Origin of the sequence: Sulfitobacter sediminivivens (genome assembly GCF_042611115.2) — a bacterium.
GTDB classification, from domain to species: Bacteria; Pseudomonadota; Alphaproteobacteria; order Rhodobacterales; family Rhodobacteraceae; genus Sulfitobacter; species Sulfitobacter sediminivivens.
In genome coordinates this window covers 1-13,957 of the sequence record NZ_JBHGAR020000003.1, presented here as the reverse complement: position 1 = coordinate 13,957, position 13,957 = coordinate 1, and the positions used below count along the sequence as shown (strand labels likewise).

Sequence of the window (13,957 nt, the reverse complement as noted above, 5' to 3'; positions counted from 1 at the left end):
TGCTGCTGAACCTACCCGATCTTGTGTAAAATCGCCAACTGCGCCGCTGCCAGACGTGCAACCGGTACGCGAAACGGCGAGCAGGACACGTAGTCAAAGCCCGCCGCGCGGCAAAAAGCAATCGATTCGGGGTTGCCGCCATGTTCACCGCAGATCGACAAAGTGATGCCCGGCTGGGCGGCGCGACCCCGTTCGGCACCCAGTTTCAGCAGTTCGCCAACACCGTCCACATCCAGCACGTGAAAGGGATCTTCAGGGAACACACCCTGCTGGACATAGTCCGACATGAACCGCCCCGCATCATCGCGCGACAGCCCATAGGTCATCTGCGTAAGGTCGTTTGTCCCAAAGCTCAGGAAGGAACAATGCGGCGCTATTTCTCCTGCTCGAAGCGCGGCGCGCGGCGTTTCAACCATCACACCCAAGCGATAGGTAAAGTCCGCATCGCCTTCATTGCGCACCGCCGCTGCAACGGCATCAACGGCCGTTTTCACCAACTCCACCTCGCGCCGCGCAGACACCAGCGGGATCATGATCTCGGGCACGACAGGGTCGCCATCACGGCTGGCGTCGATTGTCGCTTCAAAGATCGCGCGCGCCTGCATTTCGTAAATTTCCGGAACGGTCACGCCCAGACGCACCCCGCGCAGACCCAGCATCGGGTTGTATTCGGTCATTGCGTCGATGCGCCGGGTCACGTCAGAGAGCGGCAGATCAAGCGCTTCGGCCAGTTCCCGTTGTCCCGCTTTGTCAGCTGGCAGAAATTCGTGCAGCGGTGGGTCAAACAGGCGGATACACACCGGCTGACCCTGCATGATGCGGAACAGCTGGGTGAAGTCATCGCGCTGCATCGGCAGCAGACGTTCCAGAACGGCGCGCCGGTCTTCCCCGCTCTCGGCAAAGATCATCTCGCGCATCACGGTCAGACGTCCGGGTTCAAAAAACATATGCTCTGTGCGGCACAGGCCAATGCCATGCGCATCGAAATTGCGCGCGGTCTGCGCATCGGCTGGCGTGTCAGCATTGGCGCGAATGCCTATATCCGCCGCCTCTTCGGCCCAATCCATCAGGCGCTGGAATGTCTCGTCAAGGGCCGCTTCCTGCATCTTGGCGGCTCCGGCCAAAATCTCACCGGCGGATCCATCCACTGTGATTTCATCGCCCGCCGCAAAAACCCGGCCATCCGGCCCGGTGATGGTCTTTTTCACCAGATCGAATGTCATGTTCGACGCGCCCACCACACAAGGCAGACCAATACCGCGCCCGATCACGGCGGCATGGCTGGTGATGCCACCGCGTTCGGTCAGAACCGCTTGGGCTGCATGCATGCCGCGAATATCCTCAGGGCTGGTTTCGCGACGGACAAGAATGCACGGTTCACTCCGCGACGCAGCCGCCTGCGCTTCGGTTGCGGAAAAGACGATCTTGCCTGTGGCCGCACCCGGGCTCGCGGCAATGCCATGCCCGATCACATCGCGTTTGGCTGATGGATCAACCTGACGGTGCAAAAGCTCGGTCAAGGTCCGGGGCTGCACCCGCATCAAAGCTTCTTCGCGGCTGATGATCCCCTCATCCGCCAGCGCCACGGCTATACGCACCGCAGCACGCGATGACCGGGGCACCCGCATCCCGTCAAGGATGTGCACCTTGCCCTCGTCGATCACAAATTCGACCTGCATTTCGGCGCGCAGCCGTGCGCGCATCAAAGCGGCGTGTGTTTTGAGGGTCTCGAATGCCTCTGGCACTGCCTCCTCCAATGACGCACCACGTGGATCGCGGGTCAGATACATCGCCCCGGCATCGCCGTGCAAAGCATCGCGTCCCTGAGACTGGCACATGTACCGCCCGGTGATCTGCGGCAGCCCGCTGTCGCTGTCGACCAGTTGTAACACCCCTGATCCGCACTGACCGCTGCCAATGCCAAACACCATTTCCTGCACCACCAGGCCCAGCCCGGCATCCGCAGGCGCACCTTTGGCCTGGCGCAACAGGCGCGCCGAGGTGCCTTCCCAGGCCCGCGCCATGGACCGCAACACAGCTGCAAGCTGCGTTGCGGTGTCCTGCGGAAATGCTTCTTCGGTTTCGGCCTCATAGGCGCGCAGCGATTCCCCAAGCGCCTCGCGCCCCTCGCCCTCAATTTCATCAAACATATCGGGATCAAGGCGCGCCACATTGACCGCATAGGATTGCACAAAACGGGTATAGAGCGACGCCGCCGGCCCTTCGCCCATTGTCTCGCATAGCTCGGCAAATCGTGCGTCATTGATCCCGATGTTCAGGACCGCCCCCGGCCCGCCCCAATCCGGGTCCTCGCTTGAGGGGCGCACACACATCAGCGCGCCTTTGGGGAACTGCGCCACCACGGCCTGCACATCCGGCAAATGGCCCGCGCCGATCTTGTGCACCGCCTTGAACGACAGCGCCACGGTGCGTGGCACCGGCAGATCAAGCCGCACCAACCGCTGCAAACATTTCGCGCGCCCGCCATGAGTTTCATTGGCGATCGGCGCGGTTTGGGTCACGAGAGTGGTATCAGGATTATTTTCCACGGTTTTTCTGCGCTGCGGCACCTTTGAGTTTCACGCGCAGCATAGGCAGTTCAATGCGTCTGGCAAGCCTGTGTTATTGCCGCAGGGGTCAGCCCTCCACCTTGGTCAAATCCGCCACGCTGGTACAGATGGTGCGGATACGGCTGAGCAGGTTAAGACGGTTGCGCCGGATCGTGCCATTGTCGCTGTTGACCTGCACCGTATCAAAAAACGCATCAATGGGTGCGCGCAGCGATGCCATGGCGGACATGGCGGTGGTGAAATCCTGTTGTGCCATCGCGGGAGTGATCACCGCTTCGGCAGCGTCGAGCGCTTTGAACAAGGCGCGTTCTTCGTCGGTTTCGGCAAACTTCACATCCGCGCCGTAGGAATATTCGACGCCATCCGTTTCTTCCGCTTGCGTCAGGATGTTGCTGGCACGCTTGAAGCCTTGGATCAGGTTTTCACCGTCGTCGGTTTTGAGAGTCTCAGACAGGGCTTTGGCGCGTTTGACGAGGAGCGTCAGATCGTCGTTGCCGGGCATGGCGATGCAGGCGTCGATCACGTCGTGGCGGATGCCTTGGTCCTTGAGGTAAACTTTCAGGCGGTCGTGGAGGAAGGCGAGGAGGTCGGTTGCATCGAGTTTCGCGTTCTTTAGCTCTGCTCTGCTTTTTTCTTCCAGCTGTTTATAGCTAGAAGATTTTTCTTCGCTTTCCTGCATGAACTCGATTACCGCTCGCCATTCTTTAAGATTTGAAGGCTGAGAAGGAAGTTTCAGATCATCCATTTTATTGGTTTCGGATTTGATTTGTTCTGTCACTCTAACGATTTCACGCATATCCAAGCGATGTTGCAAATTTGGCTCCAAAACAACCTCAGCAAAACTAATCGACAACTCATTCTCAACCAATATCCGTATCACCCCCAGCGCAGCCCGACGCAGCGCAAACGGGTCCTTACTCCCGGTCGGCTTCTCATCAATTGCCCAAAACCCGGTCAGCTTGTCGATCTTCTCAGCCAGCGCCACGGCCACCGACACAGGTGCTGTTGGCACATCATCGGACGGCCCCAGCGGCGCGTAGTGTTCTTTGGCGGCGGCGGCGATGGCATCGCTGAAACCTGCTTCCTTGGCATAATATCTGCCCATCAACCCCTGCAATTCGGGAAATTCATAGACCATCTCGGACGACAGATCAGCCTTGGCCAAACGTGCGGCTTGTTCCGCTTCATCCGGATCAGCCCCCACCATCGGGGCCAGTTCGCGGGCCAAAACGGCCATTCGTTCAATCAATTCGGCCTGTGTGCCAAGCTTGTTGTGGAAAGTGACGTTTTCCAATGCCTTCACCCACGTCGCCATGCCCACCTCAGACTTGGCCACGCGCAAGTCATTCTCCCAGAAAAACTTGGCATCCGACAAACGCGCGCCCAGCACTTTTTCATTACCTGCCAAGATCGTGGCCCCATGATCGACGGTGGTGCGGTTGGCGACCGTGATGAATTTCTCAATCCGCCCGGTCTTGGCATTGCGCACCGAAAAGAATTTCTGATGTTCGCGCATCGAGGTCTGCAAAACTTCTGGTGGCAGGTCCAGAAAATCAGCGCCAATCGGGCCCATCAGAACCACGGGCCATTCAACCAGCCCGGCAACCTCGGCAAGCAGGCCCGCATCCTCGACCACTTCCAGCCCGCCTGCAAACGCCATATTGGTGGCGTCGTGCCAGATCGTCTCGGCCCGCTCCTCCGGGTTCAGGACCACAAAAGCGCGTTTGAGTTTGGTCTCGTAATCCTCAAAGCCGCTGACCTTGATCGCATCCGGAGCCAGAAAACGGTGGCCATAGGTCACGTCGCCGGCGGTGATCCCGTCAAGCTCGAACGGCACAACCTCTGCACCGTCCTCTTTCGATATCACGCAGACAATCGAATGAAGCGGCCGCACCCATTTGAGCGTGCCCGATCCCCAGCGCATGGATTTCGGCCAGGGGAAATTGCGGATCGTCTGTTCCAGAACTTGTGCAACAATCTCTGCCGCCGGGCGGCCCGGCTTTTCGATCTTGGCAAACAGGATTGCCCCTTTTGGAGTCTCGCGTTCCTCAAGCTGGTCGCGGGTCAGGCCCGCACCGCGCAGGAACCCTTCAATGGCCTTTTCGGGCGCGTCAGCTTTGGGGCCTTTGCGTTCTTCGATCTGGCGCGGGCTTGCATCCAGCATCCCTTCAACCGCAAGTGTCAATCGGCGCGGGGTTGAGAACGCAGCGGCAGAGGCATAGGTCAGCCCGGCTTCAACCAGACCGTTTGTGATCAGCTTTTGTAGGTCATCGGCGGCACGACGTTGCATGCGCGCGGGAATTTCCTCGGAAAACAGTTCGATCAACAGGTCTGGCACGGGGACACCCTTTTTTTGCCGCAATGCGGCGCGTCGTTGCGACCCCGTAGTTAGCGGGACGCGCGGCGCGGGTCCAGACCCTTACCTGTCCATCAGGGTCGCAATGTCAGTATCAGAGAATTTCGGCACGACGCGGTACGCAGCCTCAATGAAATTATAAAGCGAAAAGGCCAGCAGCCCCAGCCCGGCACCCCCCAGCAGCAACCGGCCAAAAGCCATTGCGCGCAGGTCCTGCAAGGCTTTACCCAGCCCACCGGCCTGTGTCGGATCCGCGTTCAGCGCAGCAAAGGCCAGGGAAAGCGCAATCAACGCCATCATCAGCCCATAGATAACGAGGCCTACGGTCAAAATCGGGTCCACGCGTTCGGTCAGCCGGGTCCGTTCCAGATGCGACTTATAGGTGCCGCGCCATCCTTTTTGAGCGTAATAAACACCGGCCCCCAGCAAGATCAGAGCCCCTGCGGCAACCAAGTAGCGCCCCATCGGTATCGACATCAGGACTTGTGTCCAATCCTGCGCCGAGCGATCCCCAGACCCCTGCCCGCCAGCGGCAAGACCGATGATCGCAATGCCGATCAGAGCGTGCAACACACCGGTGATGATTTGCAGCCCGCGGGCCGTCAGACCCTTGAGCGAGGTGCCATGATCCTCCACATCGGCAATGCCCGCGGCAATCCGCCAGATCAGATAGGCGATCATCCCAAGGCCAATGGCCCAGAGTGCCGGAATTCCCAATGGCAGTGCGCGCAGGTCAACCAGCGCGTCCTTGGTGCCTGACGCCGAAGCAGAGGTGAAAGCCGCCAAGAGTGCCAGAGTGCCGACAAGCAGATAAATTGCCCCCCGCGCGCTATATCCGGCACGCATGATCCATTTCAGGCCACTGTGCGTGGTATTTGCCATTTCAGCCCCCTGTCCAATGCAACCCAGCGATTAAGGCGGTGCATTGGTTCCAATGGCGCGGGAACTAATTTGAACTTTGTGCCGGAAGATCGGGGCATGTTTCGCCAATGACTGTGCCGTCATAGGATTTTTCGCCACATTCGTTAAGTTCGTGCCACACGAAACCGCGCCCGTCCGCGGTGATGGCGACAAGGCGATCGACGCCATATGCGATGTTCTTCTGCCCGATAAAGGCCAGAGCGGTGCCATCTTCAAGCGCTGTGCCAATTGCTTCGGCATCAAAGCATTCAAACCATCCCGGTGCGTTGCGCGGTGTGGCTTTGTCAGCAAGCACATATGATTCCGTCAGCAAGGGCAGGCTGTACTCGGTGGTAAAGCAGGCGCGATAGCGGATGGGCGAACTGTCAGCGTCAATCGCGGTCAGCCCATCGAACGGAATCGGTTCCGGCAGGTTTGATACAACTGAAACCAGCTCAACATTGCCGCCTTCGACCTCTTGGTAGAACCCGTAGACCTGCAAGTAATAAAGTGCTGTGCCCGCAATAAGTCCTGAGAGCATGATGGCCAGTCCTACAATCTTGCCGTTCATGGCGTAACTACCAGATCCACACCCATCAGGCCGCATCCTCTGACCAGCCACCCGCGCGGGTCTGCACAAAGGCATCTGCACACATCTTGGACAGGTTGCGCACCCGCCCGATATAGGCCTGTCGTTCTGTAACAGAAATCACGCCGCGCGCATCGAGCAGATTAAAGATGTGACTGGCTTTGATGCATTGATCATAGGCGGGGTGCGCCATGACGATACGTTTGCCGGTTTTGGGATCGGTCGGCGGCTCATCCAGAATGACCTTGCAATGCGCCTCGGCCTCTTCGAACTGGCGCAAAAGCACGTCGGTGTCGGCGACATCAAAGTTCCAGCGCGCGTATTCTTCTTCTGTCTGTTTGAACACATCCTTGTAGGTCAGCGGAATGGTCGCATCGGGGTCGTTGAATGGCATGTCCATCACATGATCGACGCCCAGCACATACATCGCCAGACGTTCCAGCCCATAGGTCAATTCCCCCGATACCGGATGGCAATCATGGCCGCCGACCTGCTGGAAATAGGTGAACTGGCTGACTTCCATGCCGTCACACCAGACTTCCCAACCCAGCCCCCATGCACCCAGAGTCGGACTTTCCCAGTCATCTTCAACAAAGCGGATGTCATGCAGGTCCATATTGATCCCGATCGCCTCAAGCGAGCCAAGATAAAGCTCTTGCAGGTTCGGCGGGCTGGGTTTGATCAGCACCTGATATTGATAATAATGCTGCAACCGGTTGGGATTCTCACCATAGCGCCCATCCGTGGGGCGGCGCGAGGGCTGCACATAGGCGGCCGACCAGGGTTGCGTGCCCAGACTGCGCAATGTGGTTGCAGGATGGAACGTGCCCGCGCCCACTTCCATATCGTAGGGTTGGAGAATCGCACATCCTTTCCGCGCCCAATAACTTTGCAGCGCAAGGATGATCGCTTGGAAAGAACGGGGTTTTTCGGTGTTCTGTGACATCAACTTAGACCTTTGATCCTGCGCGCCTTTCCTACGGGCGTGGCGCGCAAGGGTCAATTGCAGCATTGTGACTATTTCGGCCCCAAAATCGATGGCAATCAGGTCGGTTTCCTGCTTATGTGCGCCGGATTTTAGTTTGCAGAAGTAGAAGTCACGATGATGCGTAGCCTTTTTGCCGTTCTGGCGATGTTGTTCACAGTTTCCCTGATCACAGCCGGTCCGGCCCATGCGCAATCGGCAGACGACGTCGTCTGGGTGCAGATTGAAGCACAACCAAGCCTTGCAGCGGCCACAGACCGCGCACGCGCCTATACGACCTTGCTAGAAGATGTGAACGGCTTTTCCTTGGGCGGCGGATGGTACGGCATCGCCGTTGGCCCATACCGCCGGGCCGATGCGGAACTGGTCCTGCAGAGCTATGTGCGTGACGGACTGGTGCCACGTGACAGCTTTATTCAACTGTCCAGCCGCCTGCGTCAGCAATTCTGGCCCGTGGGCGCGAATGTACTGAACCAGGGCGTGATTGCGGTTCCTGAAACTGTGGACACCACTGAGCCAGCCCCGGAAGCGCCTGTCGAAGCCCCCTTGGCTGAGGCCCCCACCGAAGAGGCCCCGCAGATCACCGAAGTTCCCACCCTGCCCGAACCTGCGGATGAAAGCCCGCAGGAGGCCCGATTGAGCGAACGTTTGTTGACAGCTGATGAGCGCAAAGAATTGCAGATCGCGCTGCAATGGGCCGGGTTTTACGCGGCGGCCATTGACGGGTCTTACGGGCGCGGAACACGCAATTCGATGGCGGCGTGGCAAGAAGCGAATGGCTTTGAAATAACGGGCATTCTGACAACGCTGCAACGCGCCGCACTGCTCAAACAATACAACGCAGTGCTGGATGGCCTCGGCCTGCAGGTGGTGCGCGACGAAAAGGCGGGGATCGAGATGGTGATGCCCACTGCCGAAGTCCGCTTTGCTGAATACGAGCCCCCGTTTGCACATTACAACAGCTCGGGCGACATTGGCGCACGGCTTTTACTGATCTCTCAGGCGGGGGATCAAGACACGTTGTTTGGCCTTTACGACATCATGCAGACGTTGGAAATTGTGCCGCTTGATGGGCCGCGCGAACGCAAGAACACATCGTTCGAGCTGATCGGCGAAAACGGGCGCATCATCAGCCAGACTCAGGTGTCACTGGTCGACGGACAAATCAAAGGGTTCACATTGATCTGGCCCGCAGGTGACGAGGAACGCCGCCGTCGCGTGATTGCAGAGATGTCAAAGAGCCTTGTACGTCTGCCCGGTGTCCTCGACCCGGCCGAGGGCAATACCGAAGAACAGGCAATTGATCTGGTGGCAGGTTTGCAAGTCCGCCAGCCCAAAATCTCGCGTTCAGGCTTTTTTATTGATGGCGCAGGATCGGTTGCAACCGCGTCCGAAGCCGTCCAGTCTTGCGGCCGTTTGACCATTGATGACGATACCGAAGCCGATGTTGTGGCCGATGACACAGCCAATGGCGTGGCAATCCTGAAACCGCGCAGCGCGCTGGCCCCCTTGGCCGTGGCGGCGTTTGGTACCGTGACACCGCGTCTGCAATCAGAAGTATCCGTTGCCGGGTATTCCTATGAAGGTGTGTTGAATGCGGCAACGCTGACCTTTGGCAAATTGTCCGATGTGCGCGGGTTGCAGGGCGAAGAAAACCTGAGCCGTCTGGAATTGACAGCACAACCCGGCGACGTGGGCGGGCCGGTCTTTGACTTCAGCGGCAACGTTGTCGGCATGCTGTTGCCAAAACCGTCCGATGGACCGCAATTACCCAAGGACGTGAGCTTTGCTCTGGATCAGACTGTGATTGCCGAAATGGCAGGCACAGCCGGCCTGAACGTCACGGCCACGGACAACACGAACAGGATTGCTCCGCGTGACCTGACAATAGCGGCACAAGGTATGACCGTTTTGGTCAGCTGCTGGGAGTAAGCAACCGCCACGTGACCGGCTTTATCAGCAAAAAGCTGTTTACATTGTGATGTCCGGTGTCAGGTAAATGAGCGTCGGACCATCGGCATCAAATGCCGCCCTGACAGCGTCCTGCATGTCTGCAAGTGTCCGTGGTGCTACCGCATGGGCACCGAACGCCTCGGCCAGTTTTAAAAAATCCGGATTGCGGGCGATCACGGCATTGGGCGCGATTTGCGCGCCAACCATGCTGGCTTCGATCGCGCCCAACTTGCCGTTGTCCCAAAGGATGATGGGGATGCTCAGGCCTAATTCGACCGCCACGCCCAATTCCTGCATCGTATAGTGAAACCCGTAATCCCCCATGATCGCCATAGTGGGTTTGCCGGGCCGTCCGATGGCCCCACCAATGGCTGCGGGCATTGCGTAACCCAGCGTGCCAAATCCGTAAGGGTGGTGCCAGTGGCCGGGGCGGTCCATATCCCAGATTTCCTTGGCACAATAGGCGAATTGGGTCATGTCGGAATAGATCATCGCGTCTTCGGGCAGGCAGGCGCGCAGGGCATCCGCAATCTGAGGGATCGGGGCGTATTCGGCCTCCACCTCGGCGCGCCATTTGGTGCGGGCGGTGCTAATTTCGGCGGCGGTCCAGTCGTGGCTCATATCCTCTGGCATGGCTTCCAGAAAACACGTCAAAAAGCTATTGGCCCCGGCGGCAACCTGAAAGTCGGCGCGCTGCTGATCTCGAAGGACCGCGGGATCGATATCGACCCGGATCATCGGGCAATTGTGCCCAAGGTGCGCGCGCCATAAGTCCACCTCGGCCAGTTCGGTCCCAACGGCAAGAATGAGATCTGCCTTTTTCAAGATGGAAACACTGTCGGGACGGGCAAGATAGGATCCAAAATTCAGCGGCTCATCTGCGGGCAGGATACCGCGCCCCGCATAGGTCGTGAATGCCGCAGCACCGGTACGCTTCATCAGCATGCGGGCTGGCGCGGCGGCACCGACCGCCCCCCCACCAAAGATAAAGATCGGCCTGCGCGCTTTAGAAAGCATGCCAACCCACTCTCTTGCGTTTCCTGTCGCTGTGTCACCAAAAGGCACGCCGTTGGCTGCGGGAAACGGTGGCGGCGGAGGCGGTGCAGACGCCTCCAACTGGGCGATGGGCACCTGAATGTGTTTTGACCGCGGTCGGTTGACGTCAAATTCACCCAAAGCCCGGTCAATCAACGAATACGCGGCCTCAGCCGAATGGGCCGTCTCAGACCAGTCACAAACCGTGCCAGCCGCGATTTCCTGATCTTTCATCTGATGCAATTGCCCGCGCCGCGCTGCGGTTTCATCCAAACAGGACGAGAGTACCAAAACTGGTACAGAGTCGCTGTAGGCCTGCCCCATCGGCGTCATTATGTTGCACACCCCCGGCCCGGTGATCACATAGGCCACGCCCGGCAGTCCCGTCGCACGCGCATAGCCGTCTGCCATGAAGCCCGCCCCCTGCTCGTGGCGCGCCAGAACATGGCTGATCCCGGCTTCTTCGATGCCACGGTACATTTCCTGATTATGTACCCCCGGAATGCCAAAAATCACATCGATACCGCGATCCTTGAGCATGTGAGAAATTTGCGCGCCCAAGGGCCGGGTTTGATCTGCCATCAGGCTCTCCAGAATTTTGCAGTGAAAATTACGTAAACCGCCATCAGCTCCAGCCGTCCGATCAGCATTGCAGCGGTCAGTATCCATTTGGCAGTGTCATTGAGGCTGCCGAAATTGCCTGAAGGCCCAATGATATCGCCCAAACCCGGCCCGATATTGGCAAGTGCCGCCGCCGCACCAGACACCGAGGTGACAAAATCCAACCCCGTCATGCTGAGCGCGACCGACACCAGCCCCAAGGTCACAACAAAGAACATGAAGAACGACATCACGGATGACAGAACATCCTGCCCAATTGGCCGCCCGTCATATCGCGGCGTAAAGATGCCATGGGGCGAACGAATGCGCCGCAGCTGCGCACGGATCGACGCAAACAGCAGCTGATAGCGGAAAATCTTGATTGAACAGGCGGTTGACCCCGCGCAGCCTCCGATCAACCCGATGAAAAAGAACAGCGCGACTGGAAAATTACCCCATGTCATGTAATCAACCGACGCATAGCCCGTGCCCGATATGATCGAGGTGATGTTAAAAAGCGCCTCGCGGAGCGATTGTTCCCAGTGGTGCGGAAAAATCCGTTGAAGGGCGACGAACACCACCGCAACAAGGATCCCTACCGTCATCAGAAAGCCTCGTATCTGCGGATCGCGGTGCAAGGCATAGGCGTTGCCGTTGAGCAGTTGCACATAGCGCACAAACGGCAGTGCGGCGAGGATCATGAAGACCGTCGCCACATATTCCGCATTGCCCGAAAAGGTACCGAACGAGGCATCATAGTTGGAAAATCCACCGGTCGACACGGTGGTCAGCGCGTGAACCGTTGCATCAAATGTGTTCATCCCCAGCGCGAGATAGCTCAGCACGCAGGCCAATGTCAGCCAAAGATAGATGACCGCAATCTGGGTCGCGATCTCACCTGCGCGGGGCAGGATTTTTCCAAAGGTATCAAAGGCTTCAGATTTGAAAATCTGCATCCCGCCGACCCGAAGTTCAGGCAGAAACACCATCGCCACAACAATGATACCAATGCCACCCAGCCATTGCAGGATGCCCCGCCACAACAGCAAACCTTTGGGCAAATCGTCCAACCCCGACAAAACCGTCGATCCGGTTGTGGTCAGTCCCGACATCGCCTCAAAGACCGCGTCGGTAAATCCCGCCTCGGTCGCCCCCAGCATGAAAGGAATTGCGCCAAACAGCGGCAACATCAACCAAACACCAGAGGTCAGCAAGAAAGTCTGCTGGATCGTAAGCCCCTGTTTCACACCGTTGGATGAGGCGAGTGCAATCATGCTGCCGCCGAGTATCGTGATCAAGCCGGATTCAAGAAACACGGACCAATGCCCACGCCCCTCGGCAAGGTCGACCAAGAGCGGTACAATCATGGTCACGCCCATCACGGCGACAAGAAGACCAACGACATATCCAACGGGGCGCATATCCAACATGGACGCAGGGTTGGCGCGGGCACCTGTCAGTGTCAAGCAGTCAGGGTGCCAATTGCCACGCATAACCACACACATGAAAACGGCCCGGGCAGCATATGTGCTGGGCGGGCCGTTGCTTCGTCACCAATTGAATTGGTGTGGTCGGATCAGGCGTAATAGAGGTCCTTGAAAACCTCGTGGACAATGTTGTCGCGCTTGATGTTGAGCTCTGCAAGCTCTGCGTCCGATTTTGCCTGAAGCGCATGAATTTGGTCCAGCCGCTGTTGGCCAGTTGAATTGACCATCATCGCGTGGCCGATTGCGCCAAAGAAGGATCCAACCCGCTCAAGGGCGTGCTGCGCGCGGTGGGCGACAGAGATCGGGGCAGTTGTGATTTGGTAGGTCATTTTAGTACCTTAGATTCCTATGTTCTCTTCCCTGACCCGTAGATAGGCAATGCTGCAGCGCAGCAGAACCCACAGTTTTGCATAGCCGATGGTGTGATTTTGCAATGGTCGATGAGAGGGGGACCTATTGGTCCTTACCCGGATGGCCTGAGCAGACCATGCAGGACAAGCGCGGTCTGACGCCGCTAACCTACATGAAACAGCGTGTTGAACAGTTTTGGATCAATGCTGTTCATCTCGAACGTCTCACCCTCGGTCAGGATGCTGATGGCATCATGGCTGTGCAGGCTTTCCTGATGGCTGGCGATGACACGAAAATCACCAACCCGCCGCTCTGCCTGAAGCTGTTCGCAAAAAAGCCGCGCCGCATCTTCGACAAAGATTGGATTGGCGGCATTCAACTCGGCAAAGGCCTGTTCGTCTTCCCGTTTGACCATCACCTGCGTTTCGGTCGGCACCGCGCGGCGGCACGCTTCGATCAAATCCTCAAACCACAGGCAATCCTCATCAAAGTTCACCTCGGCAGAAATCCGGGCCACGGACCGCTGTGAATGGGGGGTGGCCAACTGGCCGCGCGTTTCACGGGCATGTTCAGCCAATTCCAAAGAACAGGGGCAGGTGCTGGAATAGACATAATCCAGATGTACGATTTTCTGACGCGCGCCTCGCTGTTCGACCAGCTCAAGCGCGATGTCGTAATATTGATAGCCGCTAAGACCCGAACGCAGGCTTTCGATTTTCATCGGAAAGGAGAACCGCATCTGAATGCGGGCATCCAGACTGTCCAGATCGGCCTTGTAATCGTCCAGCGCCGCCTCGATGACCTCAAAGCTAAAGGTGGATTCCGCATGTTTGTAAAAACTGCGCATGATGCGCGACATGTTGATGCCTTTTTTGTCCGCTTCAAGGCTGACAGAGCCGGTGATCGACGTCTCAAGCGCCAGATCACCGCCATCACGGGTATGAAACCGGATTGGCAGTCGGAAATTGCTGATGCCCACATGCTGAATTTGTTGCCTGGCCCCGCGGATCAAACTGCTGGGACCGTTTTGCAGATCAGGCATCGTCGCTTTGTAGTTGTCGCCCGCGACAAACTCGTCTGGATAGGTTCGGTTGAAGGATGGATAGGTTTGCCCGGCCTCAAGCAGCCGGG

General features: G+C 58.0%; 10 protein-coding genes. 1 reads left to right on the top strand and 9 read right to left on the bottom strand.

Annotated elements, in window-relative coordinates; all coding sequences use genetic code 11:
• Positions 1 to 11: 11 nt before the first annotated feature.
• The 5 genes from ACEWL3_RS04475 to ACEWL3_RS04455 form a co-directional block, all read right to left on the bottom strand.
• Entirely contained in the window at positions 12 to 2,549 is a 2,538-nt protein-coding gene (locus ACEWL3_RS04475; protein WP_386179518.1) for a putative PEP-binding protein, read from the bottom strand.
• 88 nt (positions 2,550 to 2,637) lie between these two features.
• Positions 2,638 to 4,908, bottom strand: coding sequence for a glycine--tRNA ligase subunit beta (gene glyS, locus ACEWL3_RS04470; protein ID WP_386179515.1), 2,271 nt, complete (start codon positions 4,906 to 4,908; stop codon positions 2,638 to 2,640).
• Between the two features lie 81 nt (positions 4,909 to 4,989).
• Positions 4,990 to 5,808, bottom strand: a complete 819-nt coding sequence (locus tag ACEWL3_RS04465; RefSeq protein ID WP_386179512.1) for a DUF1206 domain-containing protein — start codon at positions 5,806 to 5,808, stop codon at positions 4,990 to 4,992.
• A 64-nt stretch (positions 5,809 to 5,872) separates the two neighbouring features.
• Positions 5,873 to 6,397: a DUF6446 family protein gene (locus ACEWL3_RS04460; RefSeq protein ID WP_386179509.1), complete on the bottom strand. Its 525-nt coding sequence runs from the start codon at positions 6,395 to 6,397 to the stop codon at positions 5,873 to 5,875.
• A gap of 25 nt (positions 6,398 to 6,422) precedes the next feature.
• Positions 6,423 to 7,361 carry a glycine--tRNA ligase subunit alpha gene (locus tag ACEWL3_RS04455; RefSeq protein WP_386179506.1) on the bottom strand — a complete coding sequence of 313 codons (939 nt, stop codon included), beginning with the start codon at positions 7,359 to 7,361 and terminating at the stop codon, positions 6,423 to 6,425.
• Positions 7,362 to 7,520: 159 nt separating this feature from the next.
• Here ACEWL3_RS04455 and ACEWL3_RS04450 point away from each other — a divergent pair, with 159 nt between their 5' ends.
• Positions 7,521 to 9,332 carry a serine protease gene (locus ACEWL3_RS04450; RefSeq protein ID WP_386180466.1) on the top strand — a complete coding sequence of 604 codons (1,812 nt, stop codon included), beginning with the start codon at positions 7,521 to 7,523 and terminating at the stop codon, positions 9,330 to 9,332.
• Positions 9,333 to 9,371: 39 nt separating this feature from the next.
• Here the strand turns inward: ACEWL3_RS04450 and ACEWL3_RS04445 are convergent, their stop codons facing one another.
• The 4 genes from ACEWL3_RS04445 to folE2 form a co-directional block, all read right to left on the bottom strand.
• A complete protein-coding gene (locus ACEWL3_RS04445; protein WP_386180463.1) occupies positions 9,372 to 10,928 on the bottom strand; it encodes a thiamine pyrophosphate-binding protein in 1,557 nt (518 codons plus the stop codon).
• A gap of 41 nt (positions 10,929 to 10,969) precedes the next feature.
• Positions 10,970 to 12,418 carry a TrkH family potassium uptake protein gene (locus tag ACEWL3_RS04440; RefSeq protein ID WP_386180460.1) on the bottom strand — a complete coding sequence of 483 codons (1,449 nt, stop codon included), beginning with the start codon at positions 12,416 to 12,418 and terminating at the stop codon, positions 10,970 to 10,972.
• A 146-nt stretch (positions 12,419 to 12,564) separates the two neighbouring features.
• On the bottom strand, positions 12,565 to 12,804 hold the full coding sequence (locus ACEWL3_RS04435; RefSeq protein ID WP_254693105.1) for a hypothetical protein: 240 nt from the start codon (positions 12,802 to 12,804) through the stop codon (positions 12,565 to 12,567).
• Positions 12,805 to 12,989: 185 nt separating this feature from the next.
• Positions 12,990 to 13,957 (bottom strand): GTP cyclohydrolase FolE2 (folE2, locus tag ACEWL3_RS04430; protein ID WP_435000527.1); only part of this gene is annotated, 968 nt, incomplete at its 5' end.